Here is a 24,400-nt window from a genome sequence, read left to right as displayed (position 1 = left end):
CGAAGTTTTACGAACCGATGGTGTTGTAGGAGTTAGATACAAGCAGTAGATAGGGGCGTTGTCCAATCACTGGCGCTTCGTGGGACTGAGCTTGCTGACGGTGTAATCGCGAATACTGCCACTCATCCACCCTACAGGTTGTGCACATCATTCAGAATGTTGTGGGCCTGATTCACAGCAGACCGTGAAGACCCACCAATACCCACAGCATTACACCCGAAAGCAAAAAGACGATGATGAAATTGATATCGAGCAGCGGTGGACGCTGGCTCATAAATTACCCTCCTTGAAGGGTAGCCAATTGCTATCGTTGCACTGACAAATAACCTTATTTTTTACTTTAGTATTGTCAGCGTTTCAGGAGACGGGTTTTAGCAGGGACAAGCAGGCGTCCCGCCATAATCCCTCTTAACTTGGGTATTAATCTTGGCGATCAATGTCTGGCTATTGAAACTGGCAGCTAGGGGTTGAAAGCAGCTGGTCGCGATTGACCGCTTTCGACTGTGGATTCAACCGGTCGATGCAACACATTGGCTGAACCTGTCCGCCGGTGTTTCGAAGTTTAGTGTCTTTCGAGGGCGCTCATTCAGCGTCCTCGCAACCGCATTGAGCTGGTCTTGCGTGTAGACCGAAATGTCGGTGCCCTTGGGAAAGTACTGCCGCAGCAGGCCGTTAGTGTTTTCGTTTGAGCCACGTTGCCAGGGATTCTGAGGATCACAGAAGTAGACCTGGATACGGACTACCTTGGGGCAACCTGTGGTGCTCGATACAGTGCAGATCGACTTTGTGACCCCCAGCATCGGCGTCGCCCTGTACCCACATCATGCGGGAGATTCCGACAGCCTTATAAAGGCCGCTGATCAAGCCATGTACGAAGCCAAGCAGCGAGGCAGAAACGAGGTGGTACTGTTCAGTGCTGAATGCTGATCTTGTTATCTGAACCTAAGTGGACGTTTCTTCGCCGCGGGTCTGCGTGTTCGAAACCTTTGCCAGTGATCAATCCGATCATCAATATGTAGATAAAGCTTTGTTCCCCTAGCCATTGATCGACCATGCCGCGGGTCTGGCAGCGGTGCACCCAGAGGTGACGCAGACGGAGAAAGGTCTCCAGGTCCAGCGCGCCAGTGACCTGTGGCTGCTCTTGGCGCAGCACCACTAGCAGGATTTCCCGGTGCCAGAGGCGCCGGGCAAAGAGCGCCAGCACTTCATGAAAGCGGCCCATCAACTAGGTCGAGCTGTCCTGCACTGAAGTAAGACCCGCCAAGTACGTCGCATCGGGGTCACGCCTGCATATTTGGACGATCTGCACGATAACGTTGACGATCAGATCCCAAGACGCTCATGGCAGCGTCCACTATGTCTCCAGGGTTGATCAAGCCCCAATCAACTTACCGGAGACTCACCATGACGCGTATTACTGCCCTGAACTCGGAACAGGCTCCTGAGGCCTCTCGTCGCGATTTGGAAGGCCTGCACAAAGCTTTCGGTGTTGTGCCGAACGTGTTCGCCACGATGGCTCACTCGCCCGCAGCGCTGGGTGGTTACCTCGCCCTTTCCCAAGCGCTGCAGAAGTCCTCATTGACTGCCCGTGAACGAGAGGCCGTTGCCTTGACCGTCTCGCAAGTCAATGGCTGCGACTACTGCCTGGCGGCGCACGTTTTGTTTGCCGGTAAAGCCGGCTTGGATGCGAGCGACATCAGACTTGCCCGTGAAGGTACTCTCAATGCGGTCGTGGCGCTGGCTCGCCGGGTTGTCGAACACCGCGGGCGCATCACCGAATGTGATTTGCATGACGCCCGCGAGGCAGGTTTGAGCGACGGCAAGATCGTCGACGTCATTGCCCATGTCGCCACTACAACCTTCACCAACTATCTCAACAACGTGGCAAACACTGAACTGGACTTTCCCGCCGTGGATTGATGCGCCTGGCAGCCAAACCACGGCAGGCGTTGGCCACTGGAATTTCGCAGTGGCCATACCGCTGTGCTGTAACAAACCCATGCATACCCACTCAGTCAGTTGATCCTCCTTTGCAATCCAGGAATTTACTATGACCCAGTCCGCACTTGCTGGCCTGCTGCGCAGCGACATTGAAATCAAGTTCACCCGTTGGGCACTCGTTGTGATTTTTGCCCTGTTCGGCTACGCCAAATGGTTCCCCTACGAGGCACAAGCGCTGCAGCCCTTGATTGGCAACAGCCCGATCCTGGGATGGATGCACACCGTGTTCGGTGTTCAAGGTGCCAGCTACGCACTGGGCGTTGCGGAGTGGTCGATAGGGCTGGGCCTGGTGCTCGGTGCCTGGTTTGCAAGGATTTCAGTGCTTGCATCGGCGGGGTCCGTGGCGACGTACTTGACTACCCTTACCCTGATTTTCTCCACGCCCGGTGCCTGGGAGGCGTCGGCGGGCGGTTTTCCTGCCATGGGCGGCGCGACGGGTTTCCTGCTCAAGGATGTGGTGTTGCTGGCTGCTTCACTGGTGCTCCTCAAACACAGCCTGCTGCGCGTTATTCGGATGCCGCAGCACGCCCCGGCTGTCGCTTGAGCCGTTGAACGGGCTGGTGAGGTGACTCTGCTATTTGCCTTGATTCTGGCGCTGCTGATTGGCTGGACAGCACAGCGCATGGGGTTGTGCCTGGTCAGAGCCTGCGAGCTGTTGCTGCAAGGGCGGCCGACATTATTTGTTGCACTGCTGTCGTGCGGTCTGTTCGGGCTGCTGCTTGCACCGCTGTATGAGCGGCTCGGCATCAGCCAGCCTTTGTTCTCGCCGGGTATCGGCTATTGGCCGCTGCTGACTGGCGGCCTGCTGTTCGGTGTCGCCTCGGTCTTGAACGGCGGCTGCAGCCTCGGCACCTTGACTCGAATTACCCGCGGTGACCTCAACCTGACGCTGACCATTGTCGGCTGGGTGCTCGGTATCCTGTTATGGCACCGCCTCAATCGGCAGCCTGAATACAAGATCGATCGCTTGCCGGAGATCTCCAGCCTTCATTACGGGCTGACCCTGGGTATCGTGCTGTTGATATTGCTGGTGCTGGCGCGGGCTCACGGCGATCGACGCCTGGTGTTGGCCAGCATGCTGCTGGGTACATTGACCCGTGCGCTTTACAGCCTTGAACCTTTATGGACACCCAGTGTTTTTTTCTACGATCTGGCGCAATGGGTGTGGATGCCAGGTCAATGGTTGATCAGTGGCCAGCGCCTGGCGGTGTTTGCGGCACTGCTGCTGGGCATGCTTGGTTTTACTGTGTACCGCAAGACCTTCAGGTGGCAAGCGATCCGGTTGGCCGCGTCGAGTCGACATTTGCTGTCGGGGGTACTGATGGGCGGTGGCGCCTCCATGATGCTGGGGGGTAACGATTCACAGATGCTGCTGGTATTTCCGACCCTCAACGCTGTTTCGAGCTTGCCTTTATTGGCGATTGTCGTGGGCATCCTTGCAGCCCTGGGTGTCAGGCGTTGTTGTCGCCCCCCCACTTGAACTGTGCAACGAGGAGCTTTATGAGCAATCTCGACATCGTGCTGAATCATTTCAACCTTCACGCGGCCACCTACCATCAAGGTGGCTTTTGCGGTACGTCAGCGTACAGCGGTCAGGTACCGTGCGGGTATATCCATTTGCTGCGGGCAGGGCGTGTCACCTTCGAGGATAAAGCCAGACGGGTATTCCACCTCGAAGAGCCCGGGTTGATGCTGATTGTGCGGCCCAATGCCTATCGGCTTAGCGCGTTACAAGACGGCGGGGCTGAACTGGTCTGCGCGACCCTGCAGTTTGACGGCGGCATCGACAATCCGTTGTCCCGCGCCCTCCCGGACTACATCATCAGGCCGTTACGCGAGCTCCCGAGCCTGAGTGGTTGCCTTGACTGGATATTCCAGGAGGCCACAGGCCAGGAGGCGGCGCGCGAGCTGGTGCTCAATCGCTTGTTCGAGCTGATGGTCATTCAATTGCTGCGCCACATCATGACCCGGCGCGAGCTGCCTAGCGGATTGATGGCGGGCTTGGCAGACATCCGCCTGTCCCGCGCCCTCAACCAGATCCACGAAGCCCCCCAGCAAAGCTGGTCGGTTGCGGCTCTTGCCAACATCGCGGGTATGTCGCGAGCCAGCTTCGCAGCGCATTTTCGTAAAATAGTGGGGTTTTCCCCAGCGGACTACCTGCTGGAGTGGCGTGTGAGCCTGGCGCAAAAGCGCTTGCGTGAAGGTCGGCCGATTGCCTTGATCGCCGATGAGGTCGGCTACGAGAGTCCATCGGCGTTGGCCAGGGCATTTCGGCGCAAAGTAGGCAGCAGTCCCAGCCAATGGCTACAGCAGGTAATCAACCAGGCGTGAGAACTGGACGTACTGTTGCGCATTGCAGACGCACTGCCGCCGAGACAGCAACGTGGCTCCCTAGAATTGCGCCATGCCTGTGAAACAGGGCATTCACTGAATTGGGGAGTACCATCATGCAACGCCTATTAAAGGCTACAGCCTTATTAATTGCCGGCACTGTCACGGCGACTGCTTTCGCTGAAGACGGTGCCGAGCACCTTCGTGCGTACCACGCCCAGGCTATCGCTGAGCAGGCCAAGCACTACCGCTATGGCGACGACCTCGATATTGCTCGCGTCCTGTCCAGCACAGACGTCTCCGGCCAATGCGGCATCGTTCCCACACGCCTGGACTACGAAGACTCCCAAGGCCAACAACACACGGTCGAGTACCTGGTATGGGGATCTGGCTGCAATGGCGGCTGATAGCCGAATTTGACCTGGCCTTTGGCGGATTTTGTCTGAAATGACGATGCAGGAGACGCACCATGAGACGCATGACACTTGCCAGCACATTGCTGCTGACCCTCAACGCCCAGGCCAACGCCATGAGCCTCGCCGAAGACACCTATAGCCACTATGTGGACGACAAAGGGAAAATCAGTTTGCCGGTCGACTTTCGCAAGACCTGGAGTCACCTTGGTTCTTGGGTAGTGGGAGACAAACAGGCACCTGGCTTTGGCTTCCACGATGTCTACACACAGCCCGAGGCTGTCGAAGCTTACCGCGCAACCGGTGAGTTTCCGGATGGGGCGGTACTGGTCAAAGAGATTCGTAGCGTAGAGCAAGGCGCTCAAACGACAGGTTTGGCGCAGTGGGCCGGACAGAATTCGGTGTGGTTCGTGATGGTCAAAGATCGCCAGCAGCGTTTCCAGGGCAATACCCATTGGGCCGAAGGGTGGGGCTGGGCGCTGTTTGAAGCCAAGGCACCCAAGACCAATGTCTCGAAAGGCTTCCAGACGACGTGCCTGGGTTGCCATGTACCTGCCAAAGCGTCGGATTGGGTATTTTCCCGCGGGTATCCCACGCTGTTGAACGTACCGCAATGACGGATGCAGCCGCTCACATGAGCGGTGGGTACGTGATGCCTCGAATGCCTCATCACCTGTAATAAGTGCCTTGACCACCATCACGACAATCATAAGTCCAGCCGCAAGCACCAACATAAGCACAAGCACGAATGGGGGAAGATGCGTTCAGTAATTCCGCTTCCGTCCGGATGACTACCCCCTGATCCGAAGTCGATAGCGCCCAAATGAGGTCGTCAACCACTGATCCGGCTGATTAGGCGACTACGTCTAAGCTTTAACAGATTAGTTAGTTGTCTCTTAGCTGGGAAACAACACCACACAGCGGCTTTGCAGTGCAAACCACAGTGTCGCCACATCGGCGGTGCTGTCCATAGAACGTCCACTGATCTCTTCGATCCGACGAATGCGATAAACCAGGGTTTGCTTGTGCACATGCAGGCGCTTCGCCGCATGCAGCCACGAGCGGTTCTCTTCGAGAAACACCTGCAACGTCTGCAGCAAGGTTGTACCTTGGGTTTGGTCATAGTCATGAATCGCACCCAGCACCGTGCGGAAGGCGCGAGCCGCTTCGTCCGGAGTTCTGGGCAACCAAGGTGTGTCGGTTTCCAGTTCTGCATAACGACAGATGCGCCGCTGTGCATGGGTGTGGGCGCTGGCCAGAAGTGCTTCGCGGAGCGCTTCTGGACTGCGCTGTAGTGTATGCAGTGGCGCGCTTGAACCCAGGTTGGTGTCTAGCTGCTGACCGAGCAATGGCTGTAGCCCATCGGCGTGTAGCAGGATGAGTTCGTCACCCTGGATTCGCGCTAGCACGCTGTCGTCTAATAGCCTCAGCAGCACCTCGGTTTTCCCTCGTAGCCCGGACCCTCGCGCCACAGAAATGACGACACTCTCAAGGTCCAAGCCAGGCAACTGACTGTGCAGGCGCTGGTTGGCCTGTTCAGCGCTCAAACGTTGCTGCAGCAGGTCGTCCAGCAACTCCGATCCGAGCCGTAAACGACGTTCACGCTCCGCTTGGCGTCGCTGGATTTCTAATCCAAGTACCGCAGTGAGGTGGTGCAGCAGGCCATAATCAGGCAGTCGCTCGCCGGTCACAACCAGTAAGCAGTTCTGTTCGGTATGCAGTTCAATGCTTAGCGCTTCGCCATCCGGCAACGCGAGGCGACGCAGCATGGGCTGCTGCTCTCCCGGTTTGCGACGACTGGCTAACAGTGCCGTGCGGACGGCCTCGGGCAGCGGTGCGAGATCCTCCGCCCAAGGCTCCAGTGTTTCCAACAGGAGCACATGCAGGCGACATTGGATGTCGGCCTCCAAGCGCTGTACCAATGCCGCCAGACTCAGACCGGATATGCTCAGCCTGGCGCTTTCATACACCCGCACCAGCGCATTACGGCGCTGGTACTCTTCCTTCTGGCTTGCGTCGATGATGGCCCGCGTCACTGCCGCGAAAGGCACGCCGTATTCGGTGAGGATTACCGGAAAATTCAGTTGTTCGGCACGTTTGGCGAGCGCATCGAGGTTGGCCGGCGCGTGCATGTGTTCACCGATCATCATTCCGGCCAGACCTGCTTCTGCCAGGCGATGCACATAGTCGCGTTGCTGCTGCGGATCAGCAGGAATGCCAAGGCCGGTGGTCATCAGTACATCAGCCTCTCCCAGCCATTCGGTGGGATCAGGCAACTCGCAGACATGCGCCCAGCGCACTTCACGATCAAGGCCTTCGGCACCGCTCAATAGGCGTGAGCGGAGTTCGGTGAGGGCAATCAAGTCACGAACATGAAGTGACATGCGCGGGCTGCTCCAGGGGATGACGCGGGTTTCCAGGCTCATCCTGCCTTCTCGTCGAGTCATCACCAACTGGCAGGGAGCATCCCAATGGCCGACAGCACTGCATAGACGCCACTCGAGGCGAAGATGAGGACGATACCGGCCTGAATGAGTGGATGAGCATACCAGCCACAAATGAATGCCGGTTCCTTATCGCCATACTTGCGTGCGGCATTGAGTAATAGGATTGGAATGATGCCCATAAGCACGCCGCCGAAGGTCCCGGCAAAGTACAGCGCATTAACGAAACCGCTGATGCCCGAATAAGCCAAGATGAACGGCGGGATCGCCACAACAGCCAGTACCGCGAGACGCTTGCCACGATGGCTTTCGTCACCGAGCCGGAAGTGGTCGAATATATTGGTGAACAGACATCCGCCCAGTCCCCAGTACGAGGTCAACATCGCCATCAAGGCAAAGGTGTTGGCAACATAATAGGCCCACTGTCCCAGCGACCGGCCCCAGCTAAGTGTGGCGACTTCACTCAGGTTTTCTGTGCCGACTAGGGCGATCACCGAGGCAGGAATGGCGGCCACCAAAACGAAGGTCAGCAGCATGCCGCCGATGATCAGGCGGGGCAGGCGCTTGGGTGTGTTCAAATTGCCGCGCACCAATTCTGGTACGAGAAACTGGGCACCGAAAACGAATACCGCGAGGTTGAATACCGGCACCACGTATTGCCACTGGCTCTGCCAAAGGTGCATGAGACGGGTGTCGTCATGGACTACGGTTGCACCGATCAGCAAGCAGACGATCATCACCATGCCGGCGCTGATCAACTTTTCCGCCACGCCCAGCGCCTTGAGCCCCAGATATAGCACCAGCGCCGAGGGCACGAAGAAGATCAAACTACCCATCTGCCGACTCAGTCCGAACTGGCCGAAAAAGTCAGTAAGAATGTTGCCGCTGCCGGTCATATACGCGACCAGCGCGCCATAGCTGTTGGCGGCAACGGCGATGAAAATCAACCAACCGCCGAAACGGCCAAGGTATTTACGTGACAAGCCACTGAGCTGTTTGTTTTCACTGGTCCGCAGGCACGCTTCGGCGACATACAACATGGTAATGATGCAGAACAAGCAGGTGATCGCCAGGCACACTAGCAGCGGTACATAGCCGACCTTACGCGCGGCGTAGGCCATGCTGAGCACGCCTGCACCGATGTTGGTGCCAATGATGATGCCAATGGTTTCCATCCGGCCAAGGGCATGAGCCTTCAACCCCGAAGGCGCTTCAATGTGTTGTTGTGTACCCACTTCTTGTTACCTCGTCTTGTTATGTGGGAGGAGCGGCCGACTAACGACTCACTCGAGAATCAGGTAGGTCTTGCGCACGCTCTGATGAATAGTCCAGGTGCCTTGGGTATTGGCCGGGAAGTACAGCGCGTCACCTGCGGTGAAATCGACAGGCTCGCCTGCATCCGGTGTAAAGCTGCCAGCGCCGCTGACGATGTAGCTGTACTCGGCCTTGGCCACCTGGCGGCGGAAACTGCCAGGGCTGCATTCCCAAACACCGGTAGAGCCACGGGCGTCCGGCAACTCCTGGTGCGCAGCGGTGCGTGCCTGCGCAACGGCTTGCTGCTGTGGATTTCCGAGTGGAGTGGCTTCGCCGAAGGTAAGTGGTGCACTGGCGGGGATACGAACAATCGACATGGTTTGATTCCTCAGACTTTGTCTTCGAGTCCGGCCGGCGCGAAGCGGGCCAGAAAAAGGTCCATCACGGATGGCGTATGTCCGGCCAGTTCCGAGCGTTCTTTGCGCATCACGGCATTACGGACGAGAGAGCCGCCCCAATAGCGAATTGGCTCGGGAGGGAATGTGCGACAGTTGCGCTCCACCAGCGGGCACGTGCTCCAGGCGTCTTTACGTCCCAGAGTCAAACTGGCGAGAATACGCCCGCCCAGTCGACTCGGGCCCACGCCGTTGCCGCTCCAGCCTATACCGTAGTGAATATTGTCCTGGCCGCTAAGCCGGCCAAACACCGGCAGGCTGTCGTAGGTTCGGTCAATCGGACCAGACCACTGCGCCGCGATGCGTGCATTGCCGAGCATGGGATAGGTACGACGCAAGTCGGCTTCGGTTAACGCCAGGCTCTGCGCATCCTCGCTGAACACATCGCCGATTTTCGAACCGAAGCTCAAAGCGCCAGTGCCTTTGCCGAAAGCGATTCGACCGTCGCGCGTGGTGCGGTAGTAATCCACCATCAGTTGCGAGTCGGTAATGGATTCGCCTCCGGTCCAGCCGATTTGTGCGAGGTGTTGCGGGATGGCTTCGGTGGCTACGATTGAACTGTTGACCGGCACGATGAGCCTCGCCAACGCTGGCATTGCTGCGGCCCAAGCATTGACCGCTAGTACGACAGAGCGCGCACGAATGTTAGCCTGAGGGGTTTTCACCAGGGCAGGTTGACCCGGCTCGACGTCGGTCACTCCTGTGCCTTCATGAATCTCAACGCCACTGGCCAACGCCACCCGACGCATGCCCTCAACCAAGAGCGCGGGTTGTACGGTAGCATTACTGCGCTCGAAAACCCCCGCCAGGTGTACTGCTGAACCAGTGCGCCGGGCCACTTCACGGGCATCAAGACGCTCGAACGGATGCACACCCAAACGCTCGCAGGCGGCAAGAGTGCCATTCCAGGTGTCGACGTGTTGAGGGGTTGTTGCGGTCCACAGCCAGCCGCTTTGCTGGAAGTGGGCATCGATGCGATGACGCTCACAAAATTCGCCCAACTCCGTGATCGCGTACTCAGCACTGTTGCCCAGGAACAGGGCTTGTTCTTCATTGCAGAAACCGCGCAGGGTGCCAATCTTCGGCCACCAGGACATGACAAAACCACCGTTGCGACCCGAAGCGCCACCCCCGCACACGTGCTGCTCAAGCACCATGACGCGGGCGTCAGGCTCCTGCTCCTTGATCGTTATGGCAGTCCAGAGCCCAACAAAGCCACCACCGATGATGACAACATCGACAGCATGGTCGCCCTTGAGAGGCAGCGTTGCGCGGTCGGCCAAGTCAGTCGCGGCCATCCAGTGGCTGGGCTTTAATGGCGGGGTAATAGTTAGCTTCATTGTGAGCCCCTGGCTAGTGGAATGCTGGCCAGTTTCAATGGGCATGAAGGGGGCGACAATTAGACGCAATTAGGAATGCATGTCGTACGTTCGTACGATCGTACAAGTGAATCACCCCTAATTCTATTAACCCTGGGCTAATGACCACTTTGGCCGCTTATGCCTGATGCGACGGGTTGCAATGGGTCGAACTTAGCCCTTCACGAAGGGTCATCAATTAGCCGATAGCTGCTTATTGTGGCGGGCACAATCGAAGCAATGCGGATATTCAAGACAAACTGTAGAGATATGGCTCCACGTCCTGATGAGCCAGCTGTTCGGGTAGTCTGATAGTTACTTTAAATACTTCGATACCTGATTCATGGTGCACGCTGAAACAACATGGACGTGGGTTGGGCACTGCGCCTGTTCCCTAGACTCGAAACACGCGAACCCATGGCATCCTCAGCCGCGCTGACGCATCTGCTGTTGACGATACTCGCTGGGCGTTACACCGACCCACGCTTTGAATGCTCTGCGAAAATTACTGCGGTCCGAGAAATTCAGCAGTCTGGCTATGTCGTCTATGGGTATTCGTGTCGAACTGAGGTAGCTGCAGGACAACTGCTTGCGCGTGGCGTCGAGTAGTGATTGGAAAGAGGTGCCATGGTGCTTCAAGCGATTGCGAAGGGTTCTCGACGTGATGTTCAGCTTGGCCGCTATTTGTTCTGCACTCGGGAAATCATTTCCCGATAGCAGGATCAGGTTACGCACTTGAGTGAGGAATTCCGTAACGCAAATCTGCCGCGCCAGTTGTTCATTGCAGACCTGCTGAGCAAGCTTGGCACCGAAGGGGTTGCTGCGGGAAATGGGCTGCTCAAGGAAGCTTGCCTCGAAAATCAGCTGATTGCGCGAAGATGCAAAGAGCACCGGGCAATCAAAATAACGCTGATAAAGGCGATGGTAGTTCGGTCGGTCGTAACCCAGGTTCAACTGCACCATGGGCATGGCCTTTTCTGCCAACAATTCGAGCAACTTCTTCGTCGCTACTAGGTGTTCCTCGAGAATCAAGGGCAGCGCCGTATGGAGCGGTTTGGGAGGGCTAAGGTCCAGGATCGCCAGACTACCCTCCTGGATCAGGAAGATTTCGACCATGCTAGCGGCGGTTTGATGGAACTTCAATATAGTTCTGATGGCTTCGCCAATGCTCACGCAACTGAGCAGGGCATAGCCTAGCGTGCCCCAGTCCGAAAGGGATTCGTGACTGCCTATGATCAGCCCCAGCCCTGGTGTGCGAGTCAGCCGGGCGGCGTTGGCCATAATCGACGTCACTTGATCGAAGGTGAGTAGCGCATCGTTGCTCTGAATGTCCCGTGGGGACGTCCCGGTGCCTCTCAACAGCTCCAGCTCGCTGACATTTTCGGCTTTCAGCATATCCCGCACGAGTAGGACGTTGATGGCGGGAACCATCCAGGCCTGCTGCGGCGCATCTACAACGCGTGGTGGAAGGGAGCCTTGGTCACGTGCCATGGGGATGCCTGTCGCCCTGTTGGTCCGTTAGATAAAGAGCTTCCGAATATAACCCCTTGTCTTTCCGAATTCGACACCATTGGCTCGCAAAGTTTGATTAGCATCCGAGCCAGCACATATGCCTTTGCACCCAAACAACAATAAAGGAGTCGGCAAATGTTCAGCTTGAAAGGCAAAACCGCTTTCATCACCGGTGGCACAGCGGGTATCGGCTTGGCGTGTGCCAAACGCCTCATCGCGGCCGGTGTTCGGGTCATGATCGTCGGTCGGCGGGAGGAAGGTGTCCGGATCGCCGACGAGATCGGCGCGCTGTTCCACAGGCTGGATGTGCTGGATGAGCGCAATATTGTCACGGCGCTGGATGCTGCTGTCCAAGCCCTGGGAAAGATTGACATTCTGCTGAACAACGCAGGCATCGAGAATACCGGTCCTACCATCGAAGAAGCGCCGGCGTCTGCATTTCAAGTCTTGTTCGATTGCGACCTGAAAGCGCCCTATGCACTGTTGCACCATGCCCCCTCGCGCATGCGCGACGGTGGCTCCATCATCAACACGGCATCGGTCGCCGGGCTGATTCAATTGCCCGGTTATTCGCAGTATTCGGCGATGAAGGCGGGTGTCATTTCCCTTACCCGTACCGCCGCGCTGGAGCTGGCGCCGCGCGGGATCCGGGTGAATGCCATTTGCCCTGGATCGATCTGGTCCGAGATGCTTCCAGCCGATCATCCCGAGGTGGATATCGTCAAAACCCTGTGCCCCCAACAGCGCATCGGTGAGCCCGAGGAAGTGGCGGCCCTGGTGCACTTCTTGGCCAGTGACGATTGCCGCTACCTCAACGGCGCGGCCATCCCCTTGGACGGCGGCTTGAGCGCCGGCTTCGGTTACCCGCTGCTAGAAAAACTGATGGCCTAGGGCAGACCAGCCCAGCTGCATCCAAATGAGCTGATTTCCAGGCGCCCGGCTTACTGCTGTGGGCCCAGGCTGCCTTGTCGTGAATTTATTCCCTATACAAGAACATAAGAAGGGTTCGCCACCATGCTCAAACAAGGTGTTCTTCGCTGGCCCCAGATTGCCGGGCTTGGCATTTCTCTGGTGATTGCCGGGCAGTTCTCCGGCTGGAACTACGGGCTGGCCAATGGCTGGCCCAACATGCTGATGGCCATGCTGCTGATGGCTGTGCTCTGCGGAGGCCTGGCACTGTGCGTTGCCGAACTTTCCACCGCCCAACCGCACGCTGGTGGGGTGTTCGCCTATGCGCAACTGGCCTTCGGCCCCTTCGTTGGCTACATGGTCGGCGCCAGTTGCGCTTTGGCACTGTCAATCGGTACCGGCACGGTTGCCAACTTTCTCACCGCGTACATGGACTCGGTGTTTGGTTTCGGTGGCTGGCCGGTACGTATCGGCCTGTTCGTGCTGATCATTGGCATTCACATCATAGGTGTCGGCGAAGCTCTGGGCCTTACCTTGCTGGGTGGCGTGGTGGCTGCCGTCGCGCTGTTGGCGTTCGGCGGGACCATGTTGCCGCACCTGCAATGGAGCAATCTGTTGCCCGCCAGCGGACTGGCTGAGAGCCTGAGCCTGGCCGGGGTGTTTGCCTGCGTGCCCTTCGCCATCTGGATGTTCTTCTGCGTGGAGCAGGTGAGTTCTGCAGCCGAAGAAGCGGCTGAGCCGGCTCGCACTATGCCCCGGGGTATCATCGCTGCCATGCTCACATTGTTGGTGACCGCGCTGACTGTTGCGGTCGCCGCGCCGGGTGTGGCAGGCCTGGATACGGTTAGTGCTGCTGCCGATCCGCTGTATGCTGCGATGACCCACGGTGGGCTGTACACCGAGCAGGACTGGCTGCCACTACTGGTCGGTTCCGGCGCCGTATGCGGGCTGCTGGCGACACTCTTCTCGCTGGTCTACTCCGCCTCCCGGCAAATCTACGCCCTGGCCCGGGACGGCTATTTCCCGGCAGTGCTGACACGCACCAACCGCCGCGGTTCGCCTTATGTCGCGCTGCTTGTGCTGACCCTGATCGGCCTGCCGCTTACCGTGGTGCCACCGGAGCAAATGATGCTCGGTTTGGTGCTGCTGATGTGCAGTTGCTACCTGGTGCTGTTCGCCGCCTACCTGCGCCTGCGCCGCAGCCAATCGCAACTCGCTCGGCCATTTCGCCTGCGCGGCGGGCCGGTGGTGGCGACAGTCGGCATGCTGCTGACTCTTGTGGTGATCACTGCGTGCTTCCAGCTGGAACTCTTCCTTCTCACCGCCCTGGCCCTGGTGGTCGTGGTCCTGGTTCTCAACTACCTGCTGCGAAGCAAAAACGCCGGTAAGACCCTGGAGGTTTCAAAATATGTCTGAAGCAACTTTGCTGCATCGTCGGCACCAGGTCATGGGCAGCGCATCGCCGCTGTTCTATGACGAACCATTGGAGCTGGTTAAGGGCGAAGGGGTCTGGCTGATCGATCGCGACGGTAAACGCTACCTGGACGTCTACAACAATGTTCCTAGTGTCGGCCACTGCCACCCCAGGGTGGTGGAGGCCATGGCCGGGCAGGCTGCGACGTTGAACATCCATACCCGCTACCTCAACGAACTCATCGTGAACTATGCCGAACGCCTCACCGCGACGTTCGCCGAGCCGTTGAACAGCGTGATGTTTACCTGTACCGGCAGCGAGTCCAATGAAGTGGCGCTGCGGATGGCACGCTTTGCCAGCGGCAACAAAGGGGTGATCGTCACGGACTACAACTACCATGGCAACACCACCAGCCTGGCCGAAGTGACCACTGCCATTTCCGGTTCCGAGCCTTTCGCGGCGCATGCCCGTGCTGTACCGATTCCCTGCCTTTACCACGCAGAGGGCAGCGAAGAGCAGGTTGCTGAGCGCTATGTCGCCAAGGTCGCCGAAGCCATCGCTTCACTACAGGCGGCGGGCGTCGGCGTGGCAGCCATGCTCATCGATACTCTGTTTGCCAACGAAGGTATTCCTCGCTTGCCAGACGGCTATTTGCAGCGCGTTGCAACGCTGGTGCGTGATGCCGGTGGTTTGCTGATTGCCGACGAAGTCCAGGCCGGTTTCGCCCGCACCGGGGATCATATGTGGGGCCACCAGGCCCACCCGCTGGTGCCCGACATCGTCACTTTGGGCAAACCTATGGGCAACGGTTTCCCCCTGGCGGGCGTTGTGGCGCGGCGCGAGCTGGTCGAGTCGTTCGGCCAGAGCAATATGTACTTCAACACCTTTGGCGGATCACCCGTGGCCGCCGCCGTCGGCTTGGCCGTACTCAATGTCATTCGGGACGAAGGGCTGCTGGAGAACGCCCGGCGGGTCGGTGCACAACTGCAGGCCGGTCTGCAGCAGCTAGCCTCACGCTACCCGGTCATCGGTGATGTGCGTGGCAAGGGTCTGTTCTACGCAGTGGAACTGGTCCGCGACCGGCGTACCCGTGAGCCGGCAGGCGCCGAGGCGCGCCGCATCGTCAATGAAATGCGCCGGCGCGGCGTGCTGATCAGCAAGATCGGCGCGGGCGACAATATCCTCAAGGTTCGCCCGCCGCTGGTGTTCAGCACTGCCAACTGCGAGTTCTTCCTCGAAACCCTGGACAGTGTCCTGGGCAATGCCCAAGGAGCACAGCAATGAGCGTCTTTTCCACCCTCGATCACGACCAGCAGGTCGCCAGCCTGCAACGTCTGGCGCAGCGCGCACTGGCCCACTGGGAAGGCGATTTCGTCAGCCTGGAGCTGATCAAGTACCGCGAGAATGCCGTGTTCTGCGCTACCCGCGCCGACGGTGTACGTAGTGCTCTGCGCGTACATCGCGCCGGTTACCACTGCGAGGCATCTCTGCGCTCGGAGCTGACTTGGATGGAGCAACTCGCTGCCGGTGGTATCGGCGTGCCGCAGATCATTCGCACCCGTGAAGGCGACCATCTGGCCCATGTGCACAGTGAAGAGCTTGCCGAGTCGCGCCATGTGGACATGCTCGGCTGGCTTGCCGGCAGCACCATGGGTTCGGCCGAACAGGGCATTCGGGCGGATGCCGATGTCGGAGCGCTGTTTTTTGAGGCCGGCGCGGTGGCGGCACGCATCCACCTGCAGTCGGCAAAATGGCGCCAGCCCAACGAGTTCACCCGCCATGCCTGGGACGAAGAAGGACTGGTCGGTGCCGATCCGCTATGGGGTCGTTTCTGGGATTTCGAGATGCTTGATCCGCACCAGCGCCAGCTGATCCAAGAGGTCCGCCTGGAAGCGCGCCTGGCGCTGCGCCGGTACGGCCGCACACTGGACAACTTCGGCATGATCCATGCCGACTTCATCCCGGAAAATCTGATGCTCGACGGTACGCGCCTGCAGTTAATCGACTTCGACGACTCTGGCTTCGGCTGGCACATGTTCGAGCTGGCCACTGCATTGTTCTTCTGCCTGGATGACCCACGCTTCGCCCAGATCGAGGCTGCGCTGCTCGATGGCTACCACTCGGTCAAGCCGCTGACGACTGCCGATCGCGCCGCACTGCCGCTCTTCCTAGCGTTGCGCGGCATGACCTACCTTGGCTGGCTGCACACCCGGCAGAACGCTGAAATCAACGCCGAGCTCGGTCCGTTGGTGGTGGAGCGAACCTGCCAGCTGGCTCGGGAGTTCCTGGACAGCACCCTCAACTGATCCTCCCGCCGCCGACTGTACCGGAGCAAGGCCGGGCGGTCGGCGCGTTTACGGGCAACTCTTCGCCGATCAACTTCAACGACAAACAGCCGGTGGTCAGCCAGTGCAGGGGCCATCAGGGGTCGCGGCGTGGATCCGAAACATGAAATCAAGCAAGCCCGCCGACACTAACAAGAACGGATGCCTCTCCATGAGCAAGTCGCCTCTACTTCGCCTGTCTACTCTCGCATTGCTGATCAGCGCCGCCAATGCCGGCGCCCATGAAGTCTATACCGACGAAGACACCCACCTGAGCGCCAACTTGGAAGCAGTCTATGCCCTGTTCCACAGCCAGGAGAACTACGCAACAGCGGGTACCCTGGACGAAGGTTCTTCAGCCTGGCAGGAAGGCTACATCAAGTACGGCCTGAGCTTTGACCAGGGCCTGACTGGCGCCGGTACCGTCTATGGCGCATTCGGTTTCCTCAGCAGCGCCTCCTGGGGCGACGGCGATGCCGCAGGGATCAGTGACGGCACCGAGCGCACCACCAAGATTGAGGATGCCTCCCTGGGCTGGCGCTCAGACACATTGGTTCCAGCGCTTGGCGAAGATGGTGTGGATGTGTCCTTCGGTCGGCAGAACGTCACGGTCGGCGATGCCTTCCTGATTGGCGGTGATGCGTTGAACATGGGCAAGCGAGTCGCCGACGGCGAGCTCAACCGGGGTGGCGCCTACTATCTCGCGCCTCGCAAGAATTTCGACGAGACAGCTGTGCTGCGACTGGGTGGCAAGCAAGGCTGGCGCGGTGACCTGATGTGGCTGAAGTCGGACAACCCGGCCCAGGCCAAGTCCGAACTGCATGTCGGCACCCTGGAACATGTGGCCGATGCAGGCACCATTGGCCTGACCTACATAGATGTCACCGATGTGGACGAGGCATTCGCCACGCCGCTCCAGCTCGACCGCAAGGACATGAAGACCTACAGCCTGCGTGCGCAAGGCAATGCCGGCGTGGAGAACCTGTTCCTTTCCGGCGAATACGCCTGGCAGGACAAGCGTGATGCAGACAACGAAAGCGGCTGGTACCTGGAGGCCGGCTGGACGTTCAAGGACACACCCTGGTCGCCGGGCGCCAGCTATCGCTACAGCCGCTTTTCGCAAGGTTACGACACCCTATTCTTCGGCCAGGTGCGGGGTTACGGTACCTGGTTCCAGGGTGAGGTGGCCGCCAACTATGCCGGGCCGTTCAACAGCAACAGCGTAATCCAGCAAATTGGCTTCAAGGCCTCGCCACTGGAGACGGTGAACCTCGGTCTGCTGTGGTATGACTTCAATACAGTGGACAAAGGCATGGGCAACACCGATGGCAAAGAGATCGATCTATACGCCCAGTGGTGCATCACGCCTAACGTGATCCTGATGCCGCTGTTAGGTCTCTACCAGCCGGACAAGAGTGCCGAGGAAGGCGGCACCCAGCTTGGCAATAATGACCGCAATCTTTACAGCCAGCTGATACTGGGAGTTTCATTCTGAGTCATTTTGTACATCGTTTACGGGGCGGTCGCCGACTGGGGCCGCACCGTTTGTTCCCAAGCTGGAACACGTCTGGTTCATGACCATCAGTCTCGTTGCCTACTTAATCCTTCGTCTATGAATCATTGCCAGCCGCCGGTGCTGTAAAACCACCCCAAAGCCTTGTCGTCCCTGGCTGCGACAGTTTTTATTCTCTAGCTCATCAGTCCGAACCGGCGTTTTGCGCTATTGCGACAGTTTTGCGTTTTCTCTCCAAGAGGCTGCAAGCCACGGAAGACGGGACCCATCTGCGACAGTTTTTATTCTCTAAATCCATATGTTGTTAACCGTAGAGATGGTTACTCTACAGTGACCGACTTGGCCAGGTTACGCGGCTGGTCGACGTCGGTACCTTTGAGCACCGCCACGTAGTACGACAGCAATTGCAACGGAATGGTGTAAAGGATCGGTGCCAGGGCATCGATGATATGCGGCACGGCAATCACGTGAGTACCTTCACCGTTGCTCATGCCAGCGGCCTCGTCGGCGAAGACAATCAGTTGACCGCCACGGGCGCGCACTTCCTGCAGGTTGGACTTGAGCTTCTCCAGCAGTTCGTTGTTTGGCGCCACGGTGACCACCGGCATGTCACTGTCGACCAAAGCCAGCGGGCCATGCTTGAGTTCACCCGCGGGGTAGGCTTCGGCGTGGATATAGGAAATTTCCTTGAGCTTCAGCGCGCCTTCCATCGCTACCGGGAACTGTGCGCCGCGGCCCAGGAACAGGGTGTGGTGCTTGTCGGCGAACAGCTCGGCGGTCTTCTCGACTACCGCGTCCATGGCCAAGGCTTCGCCCAGGCGAGTCGGCAGACGACGCAGTTCTTCGACCAGTTCGGCTTCCACACCGGCTGCCAGGGTGCCACGCACCTGACCCAACGACAGGGTCAGCAGCATCAGCGATACCAGTTGCGTGGTGAACGCCTTGGTCGACGCCACACCGATTTCCGGACCGGCCTGGGTCAGCAGGGTCAGGTCGGACTCGCGAACCAGCGAGCTGATGCCGACGTTGCAGATCGCCAGGCTACCAAGGAAGCCCAGTTGTTTGGCATTGCGCAGAGCAGCCAGGGTGTCTGCAGTTTCACCGGATTGCGAAATCGACACGAACAGGGTATCTGGCTGAACCACAACCTTGCGGTATCGGAACTCGCTGGCCACTTCCACCTGGCACGGAATGCCGGCCAGCTCTTCAAGCCAGTAACGCGCAACCATACCGGCATGATAGCTGGTACCACAGGCGACAATCTGCACATTGCGCACTTTGGCGAACAGGTCGGCCGCTTGTGGACCGAAGGCCTGGACCAGTACATGGTCCTTGCCCAGCCGGCCTTCCAGGGTGCGCTGAACCACAGCCGGTTGCTCGTGGATTTCCTTGAGCATGAAGTGGCGATACTCGCCCTTGTCAGCCGCTTCGGCACCTTCGTGGTACTGCACGGTCTCGCGCTGAACCTTGGTTCCGGTTACATCCCAGATCGCTACCTGATCGCGACGAATTTCAGCGATGTCACCTTCTTCCAGGTACATGAAGCGGTCAGTCACCTGACGCAGCGCCAGTTGGTCCGAAGCCAGGAAGTTTTCGCCATGGCCCAGGCCAATCACCAGCGGGCTGCCACTGCGGGCGGCCAGCAGGCGGTCAGGCTGGTGCACACTGATTACCGCCAGGCCATAGGCGCCGTGCAGTTGCTTGACGGCAGCCTTGAGGGCATCGGCGAGGTCCGGAACAGTTTTCAGGGTGTGGTGCAACAGGTGGACGATGACTTCGGTGTCGGTTTCGGAGCTGAACAGGTAGCCAAGGCCTTTGAGCTGTTCACGCAGTTCTTCGTGGTTCTCGATGATGCCGTTGTGCACCACCGCCAGTTCCTGATCGGAAAAATGCGGGTGGGCATTGTGCTCGGTGGGCGCACCGTGGGTGGCCCAGCGGGTGTGAGCAATGCCCAGATTCCCAGCCAGCGGATCCGCGGCAACGGCCGCTTCAAGCTCGCTGACCTTACCGATACGACGGCGACGCTCCAGGTTGCCTTGCTGGGTGTAAACGGCGAGGCCTGCGCTGTCGTAGCCGCGGTATTCCAGGCGCTTGAGGCCTTCGATCAGGATGGTCGTGATATTACGCTCGGCGACGGCGCCAACGATTCCACACATTAGTCATGCTCCTTGGAGAGTGCGGCACAGATCACATGGACGCCGCGGGCTTCAATTTGTTCACGCGCCGCTACAGGCAGGCGCTCATCGGTAATCAGGGTGTTGACGCTGCCCCAGGGCAGTTCGAGGTTGGGGATCTTGCGCCCGACCTTGTCGGACTCGACCATCACAATCACTTCACGCGCCACTTCCGCCATCACCCGGCTCAACCCCAGCAGCTCATTGAAGGTGGTGGTGCCGCGGGTCAGATCGATGCCATCGGCACCAATGAACAACTGGTCAAAATCGTAGGAGCGCAATACCTGCTCGGCGACCTGTCCCTGGAAGGATTCGGAATGCGGGTCCCAGGTACCGCCGGTCATCAACAGCACCGGCTCGTGCTCCAGTTCACTCAGGGCGCGGGCTACATTCAGCGAGTTGGTCATCACCACCAGGCCCGGCTGATGGCCCAGCTCGGGAATCATCGCTGCCGTGGTGCTGCCACTGTCGATGATGATGCGCGCGTGTTCACGAATGCGCCCGACAGCAGCCTTGGCGATCGCCTGCTTGTACAGCGAGACCGGTTGCGCCTGATCGGCGATCAGTTCCTGCGGCAGGGTCACCGCGCCACCGTAGCGACGCAGCAGCAAGCCGTTGGCTTCGAGGGCGGCGAGATCCTTGCGGATGGTCACCTCTGAGGTTTCGAAACGCTTGGCCAGCGCATCAACGCTCACCTCCCCCTGCTCATTGAGCAAGGCGAGGATGTTGTGGCGGCGCTGGGGGGTGTTACGTTTCGACATGGCGTCTTTAAGTTTCGTTTCGAAAGTTAATGATGCCAATCAAAACCTAAAGCGTTAAATGCGTCAAGCAGATCCGACGAAAACCCATCTGTGCATAACTTACTCCGCGAAGACAATTTATCCGCAGAATGAAAAAAGGCCGACTTATACACTGTACAGTCGGCCTTTTTTACATTTGTGGATAACTCAGCTCTTCTTGATTTTCTCCGGCCGCTTCCAGCCGTCGATGTTGCGCTGACGCGCGCGACCAACAGCGAGTTGGCCCGCTTCTACATTCTGGGTGATGGTCGAACCGGCGGCAGTGGTAGCGCCATCCAGGATATCCACAGGCGCTACCAGCGAGTTGTTCGAGCCGATGAACACGTCCTCACCGAGGGTGGTCTTGAACTTGTTCGCGCCATCGTAGTTGCAGGTGATGGTACCGGCACCAATATTGGTGCGTGCACCGATCTCGGCATCGCCCAGGTAGGCCAGGTGGCCGGCTTTGGCGCCTTCACCCAGGCGGGCGTTCTTCAGTTCGACAAAGTTACCCACATGGGCACGGGCGCCCAACTCGCTACCTGGACGCAAACGTGCGAACGGGCCGGCATCGCTACCTTCGCCCATGATTGCGCCTTCAAGGTGGCTGTTGGCCTTGATCACCACACCTTTGCGCAAGGTGCTGTTCTTGATCACGCAGTTCGGGCCGATGACCACATCGTCTTCAATGACGACCCGGCCTTCAAGAATGACGTTGATGTCGATCAGCACATCGCGGCCAACGGTAACCTCGCCACGCACGTCGAAACGTGCCGGGTCACGCAGGGTTACGCCCTGGGCCATCAGTCGGCGGCCTTCACGCAACTGATAGTGCCGCTCAAGCTCGGCCAGTTGGCGACGGTCGTTGGCGCCCTGCACTTCCATCGGGTCATGCGGCTGTTCGGTGGCAACCACCAGGCCATCGGCAACGGCCATGGCAATGACGTCGGTCAGGTAGTACTCACCCTGGGCGTTGTTGTTCGACAGACGCCCCAGCCACTGCGCCAGGCGAGCGCCTGGGACGGCGAGAATGCCGGTGTTGCCTTCGTTGATGGCTTTTTGCGCGTCGCTGGCATCCTTGTGCTCAACGATCGCCGCCACCTGCCCCTGGGCATCACGGACGATACGCCCGTAGCCCGTTGGGTCGGCGAGGTTGACCGTCAACAGGCCCAACTGCTCGGCGCTAACTTTTGCCAGCAGGCGCTTGAGGGTGTCGACTTCGATCAGCGGCACATCGCCGTAGAGAATCAGCACGGTGTCGGCTGTCAGCGCTGGCAACGCCTGCGCTACCGCATGGCCAGTACCCAGCTGCTTGTCTTGCAATACAAAACTAAGGTCGTCAGCCGCCAGACGCTCACGCACCAGCTCGGCGCCGTGCCCAATCACTACGTGGATACCTTGCGGCTGTAGCTGACGGGCGCTGTGGATAACATGGCCAAGCATGGAATCGCCGGCGACCGGGTGCAGCACCTTGGGCAGCGCGGAGCGCATGCGGGTACCTTGGCCTGCGGCGAGAATAACGATATCGAGAGACATTGACGGGCTACCAATCCTGGAAGGTCAGTGAGGTGACCAGAATATAAATCGCAGAAAAAGAAAAAGGGTAGCCGAGGCTACCCTTTAACTCAATCATGCTAAAAGTGACAGGTTCGAAAACCGTATTACTTCTTGCGCATTTGCTGGACGGTACGCAGCTGAGCTGCGGCCTCGGCCAGACGTGCAGCGGCGGCACTGTAGTCGAAATCCGCGCTCTTTTCGTGCAGGGCTTGCTCAGCTGCCTTGACGGCATCCTGAGCCTGGGCCTCGTCCAGGTCGGCAGCACGTTGCACGGTATCGGCAAGCACCTTGACCATGTTCGGCTGGACCTCGAGGAAACCACCAGAGATGTAGAACACCTCTTGGGCGCCACCCTGCTTGGTCAGCGTGATCGGACCTGGCTTCAGATTAGTGATCAGCGGCGCGTGGCCTGGAGCGATACCAAGATCACCCAGGTTACCGTGCGCAACCACCATCTCGACCAGACCGGAGAAAATCTCTCCTTCCGCGCTGACGATATCGCAATGGACTGTCATAGCCATCTGCTTGCCTCAACCTGATTAGCGCCCCTTTCGGGGCGCCGGGATTACAGTTTCTTGGCTTTCTCGACCGCTTCTTCGATGCCGCCGACCATGTAGAACGCTTGTTCTGGCAGGTGGTCGTAGTCACCTTTGAGGATGCCGCTGAAGCCAGCAATGGTGTCTTTCAGGGAAACGTATTTACCTGGGGAACCAGTGAAGACTTCTGCCACGAAGAACGGCTGGGACAGGAAGCGCTGGATCTTACGAGCACGGGATACCAGCTGCTTGTCTGCTTCGGACAGTTCGTCCATACCCAGAATCGCAATGATGTCCTTCAGCTCTTTGTAGCGCTGCAGCACGTACTGAACGCCGCGGGCGGTGTCGTAGTGCTCGTTGCCGATGACGTTCGGGTCCAGCTGGCGCGAAGTCGAGTCCAGTGGATCGACCGCTGGGTAGATACCCAGGGAGGCGATGTCACGGGACAGTACGACGGTGGCGTCCAAGTGGGCGAAGGTGGTCGCTGGCGACGGGTCGGTCAGGTCGTCCGCAGGTACGTATACGGCCTGGATCGAGGTGATCGAACCTTCTTTGGTCGAAGTGATACGCTCTTGCAGAACGCCCATCTCTTCGGCCAGAGTCGGCTGGTAACCTACTGCCGAAGGCATACGGCCCAGCAGTGCGGATACTTCAGTACCGGCCAGGGTGTAACGATAGATGTTGTCGACGAACAGCAGAACGTCGTTACCTTCGTCACGGAACTTCTCAGCCATGGTCAGGCCGGTCAGCGCTACGCGCAGACGGTTTCCTGGTGGCTCGTTCATTTGGCCGTATACCAGAGCAACCTTGTCCAGTACGTTGGAATCCTTCATCTCGTGGTAGAAGTCGTTACCCTCACGAGTACGCTCACCCACACCGGCGAACACGGAATAACCGCTGTGCTCGATGGCGATGTTACGGATCAGTTCCATCATGTTTACGGTTTTGCCTACACCGGCACCACCGAACAGACCGACTTTACCACCCTTGGCGAACGGGCAAACCAGGTCGATAACCTTGATGCCGGTTTCCAGCAGGTCGTTGCCGCCTGCCTGGTCAGCGAACGAAGGTGCATCACGGTGGATGCCCCAGCGCTCTTCTTCACCGATCGGGCCGGCTTCGTCGATTGGGTTACCCAGGACGTCCATGATACGGCCCAGGGTCGCTTTACCGACCGGTACCGAGATCGCTGCGCCAGTGTCGTTTACGTCCAGGCCGCGTTTCAGGCCTTCGGTGGAACCCATCGCAATGGTACGAACCACGCCGTCGCCCAGCTGCTGCTGAACTTCCAGGGTGGTTTCCGCGCCAACTACTTTCAGCGCGTTATAGACACTCGGTACGCTGTCACGTGGAAATTCCACGTCGATGACGGCGCCGATGATTTGAACGATACGTCCGCTACTCATAGCTGGATCCTCTGAATATT

At 58.7% G+C, this 24,400-nt stretch carries 21 protein-coding genes and 3 pseudogenes; 12 read left to right on the top strand and 12 right to left on the bottom strand.

Annotation, left to right across the window (positions count from 1 at the left end):
- Positions 1 to 509 precede the first annotated feature (509 nt).
- Positions 510 to 734 (bottom strand): annotated as a pseudogene (locus I5S59_RS02995) (IS30 family transposase); the annotation flags it as partial.
- Positions 735 to 771: 37 nt separating this feature from the next.
- Here I5S59_RS02995 and I5S59_RS26630 point away from each other — a divergent pair.
- Positions 772 to 927 (top strand): annotated as a pseudogene (locus I5S59_RS26630) (diguanylate cyclase); the annotation flags it as partial.
- A 100-nt stretch (positions 928 to 1,027) separates the two neighbouring features.
- Here the strand turns inward: I5S59_RS26630 and I5S59_RS26625 are convergent.
- Positions 1,028 to 1,241: pseudogene (locus I5S59_RS26625) on the bottom strand (LysR family transcriptional regulator); the annotation flags it as partial.
- Between the two features lie 163 nt (positions 1,242 to 1,404).
- Between I5S59_RS26625 and I5S59_RS02980 the strand changes: the two are divergent.
- The 6 genes from I5S59_RS02980 (at position 1,405) to I5S59_RS02955 (ending at position 5,362) form a co-directional block, all read left to right on the top strand.
- Positions 1,405 to 1,920, top strand: a complete 516-nt coding sequence (locus tag I5S59_RS02980; RefSeq protein WP_197875331.1) for a carboxymuconolactone decarboxylase family protein — start codon at positions 1,405 to 1,407, stop codon at positions 1,918 to 1,920.
- Between the two features lie 130 nt (positions 1,921 to 2,050).
- Entirely contained in the window at positions 2,051 to 2,545 is a 495-nt protein-coding gene (locus I5S59_RS02975) for a YkgB family protein (RefSeq protein ID WP_197875330.1), read from the top strand.
- Between the two features lie 21 nt (positions 2,546 to 2,566).
- Entirely contained in the window at positions 2,567 to 3,481 is a 915-nt protein-coding gene (locus I5S59_RS02970; protein WP_332262051.1) for a YeeE/YedE thiosulfate transporter family protein, read from the top strand.
- A 20-nt stretch (positions 3,482 to 3,501) separates the two neighbouring features.
- Positions 3,502 to 4,332 carry an AraC family transcriptional regulator gene (locus I5S59_RS02965; RefSeq protein ID WP_197875329.1) on the top strand — a complete coding sequence of 277 codons (831 nt, stop codon included), beginning with the start codon at positions 3,502 to 3,504 and terminating at the stop codon, positions 4,330 to 4,332.
- 116 nt (positions 4,333 to 4,448) lie between these two features.
- Positions 4,449 to 4,739, top strand: coding sequence for a DUF2790 domain-containing protein (locus I5S59_RS02960; RefSeq protein WP_197875328.1), 291 nt, complete (start codon positions 4,449 to 4,451; stop codon positions 4,737 to 4,739).
- A 62-nt stretch (positions 4,740 to 4,801) separates the two neighbouring features.
- A complete protein-coding gene (locus I5S59_RS02955; RefSeq protein ID WP_197875327.1) occupies positions 4,802 to 5,362 on the top strand; it encodes a cytochrome P460 family protein in 561 nt (186 codons plus the stop codon).
- 279 nt (positions 5,363 to 5,641) lie between these two features.
- Here the strand turns inward: I5S59_RS02955 and I5S59_RS02950 are convergent, their stop codons facing one another.
- From I5S59_RS02950 to I5S59_RS02930, 5 genes are all read right to left on the bottom strand, one after another.
- The gene (locus tag I5S59_RS02950; RefSeq protein WP_197875556.1) at positions 5,642 to 7,129 is read right to left on the bottom strand and encodes a PucR family transcriptional regulator; all 1,488 of its coding nucleotides are present in this window, start codon (positions 7,127 to 7,129) and stop codon (positions 5,642 to 5,644) included.
- 62 nt (positions 7,130 to 7,191) lie between these two features.
- Positions 7,192 to 8,364, bottom strand: coding sequence for an amino acid permease (locus I5S59_RS02945; protein WP_232239574.1), 1,173 nt, complete (start codon positions 8,362 to 8,364; stop codon positions 7,192 to 7,194).
- 108 nt (positions 8,365 to 8,472) lie between these two features.
- Complete coding sequence (locus tag I5S59_RS02940; protein ID WP_197875325.1) at positions 8,473 to 8,820, bottom strand: cupin domain-containing protein; 348 nt, start codon at positions 8,818 to 8,820, stop codon at positions 8,473 to 8,475.
- An 11-nt stretch (positions 8,821 to 8,831) separates the two neighbouring features.
- Positions 8,832 to 10,238 carry an NAD(P)/FAD-dependent oxidoreductase gene (locus I5S59_RS02935; RefSeq protein WP_197875324.1) on the bottom strand — a complete coding sequence of 469 codons (1,407 nt, stop codon included), beginning with the start codon at positions 10,236 to 10,238 and terminating at the stop codon, positions 8,832 to 8,834.
- 444 nt (positions 10,239 to 10,682) lie between these two features.
- A complete protein-coding gene (locus tag I5S59_RS02930; protein ID WP_197875323.1) occupies positions 10,683 to 11,747 on the bottom strand; it encodes an AraC family transcriptional regulator in 1,065 nt (354 codons plus the stop codon).
- 156 nt (positions 11,748 to 11,903) lie between these two features.
- On the opposite strand from I5S59_RS02930, the gene I5S59_RS02925 reads away from it, so the two are divergent.
- From I5S59_RS02925 to I5S59_RS02905, 5 genes are all read left to right on the top strand, one after another.
- Complete coding sequence (locus I5S59_RS02925; RefSeq protein ID WP_197875322.1) at positions 11,904 to 12,659, top strand: SDR family NAD(P)-dependent oxidoreductase; 756 nt, start codon at positions 11,904 to 11,906, stop codon at positions 12,657 to 12,659.
- A 123-nt stretch (positions 12,660 to 12,782) separates the two neighbouring features.
- Positions 12,783 to 14,093 carry an amino acid permease gene (locus I5S59_RS02920; RefSeq protein ID WP_197875321.1) on the top strand — a complete coding sequence of 437 codons (1,311 nt, stop codon included), beginning with the start codon at positions 12,783 to 12,785 and terminating at the stop codon, positions 14,091 to 14,093.
- The gene (locus I5S59_RS02915) at positions 14,086 to 15,375 is read left to right on the top strand and encodes an aspartate aminotransferase family protein (RefSeq protein ID WP_197875320.1); all 1,290 of its coding nucleotides are present in this window, start codon (positions 14,086 to 14,088) and stop codon (positions 15,373 to 15,375) included. Before I5S59_RS02920 ends, I5S59_RS02915 begins: the two co-directional genes overlap by 8 nt.
- Positions 15,372 to 16,397: a phosphotransferase enzyme family protein gene (locus I5S59_RS02910; RefSeq protein ID WP_197875319.1), complete on the top strand. Its 1,026-nt coding sequence runs from the start codon at positions 15,372 to 15,374 to the stop codon at positions 16,395 to 16,397. Before I5S59_RS02915 ends, I5S59_RS02910 begins: the two co-directional genes overlap by 4 nt.
- Before the next feature lie 190 nt (positions 16,398 to 16,587).
- The gene (locus I5S59_RS02905; protein WP_197875318.1) at positions 16,588 to 17,910 is read left to right on the top strand and encodes a hypothetical protein; all 1,323 of its coding nucleotides are present in this window, start codon (positions 16,588 to 16,590) and stop codon (positions 17,908 to 17,910) included.
- 338 nt (positions 17,911 to 18,248) lie between these two features.
- On the opposite strand, the gene glmS is transcribed toward I5S59_RS02905, so the two are convergent.
- The 5 genes from glmS to atpD all read right to left on the bottom strand — a co-directional run bounded on the left by glmS (position 18,249) and on the right by atpD (position 24,380).
- Complete coding sequence (gene glmS, locus I5S59_RS02900; RefSeq protein WP_197875317.1) at positions 18,249 to 20,084, bottom strand: glutamine--fructose-6-phosphate transaminase (isomerizing); 1,836 nt, start codon at positions 20,082 to 20,084, stop codon at positions 18,249 to 18,251.
- Entirely contained in the window at positions 20,084 to 20,863 is a 780-nt protein-coding gene (locus I5S59_RS02895; protein WP_197875316.1) for a DeoR/GlpR family DNA-binding transcription regulator, read from the bottom strand. The genes glmS and I5S59_RS02895 overlap by 1 nt, the downstream gene beginning before the upstream one ends.
- Positions 20,864 to 21,049: 186 nt before the next feature.
- Positions 21,050 to 22,417 carry a bifunctional UDP-N-acetylglucosamine diphosphorylase/glucosamine-1-phosphate N-acetyltransferase GlmU gene (gene glmU / locus I5S59_RS02890; RefSeq protein WP_197875315.1) on the bottom strand — a complete coding sequence of 456 codons (1,368 nt, stop codon included), beginning with the start codon at positions 22,415 to 22,417 and terminating at the stop codon, positions 21,050 to 21,052.
- A gap of 125 nt (positions 22,418 to 22,542) precedes the next feature.
- Complete coding sequence (locus I5S59_RS02885) at positions 22,543 to 22,959, bottom strand: F0F1 ATP synthase subunit epsilon (protein ID WP_128322008.1); 417 nt, start codon at positions 22,957 to 22,959, stop codon at positions 22,543 to 22,545.
- 44 nt (positions 22,960 to 23,003) lie between these two features.
- The gene (gene atpD, locus I5S59_RS02880) at positions 23,004 to 24,380 is read right to left on the bottom strand and encodes a F0F1 ATP synthase subunit beta (protein WP_128322009.1); all 1,377 of its coding nucleotides are present in this window, start codon (positions 24,378 to 24,380) and stop codon (positions 23,004 to 23,006) included.
- Positions 24,381 to 24,400: the final 20 nt, after the last annotated feature.

Origin of the sequence: Pseudomonas alkylphenolica (genome assembly GCF_016009175.1) — a bacterium.
Classification (GTDB): domain Bacteria; phylum Pseudomonadota; class Gammaproteobacteria; order Pseudomonadales; family Pseudomonadaceae; genus Aquipseudomonas; species Aquipseudomonas alkylphenolica_B.
The sequence above is the reverse complement of the archived record's forward strand: the minus strand, read 5'-3'. Positions and strand labels throughout refer to the sequence as shown.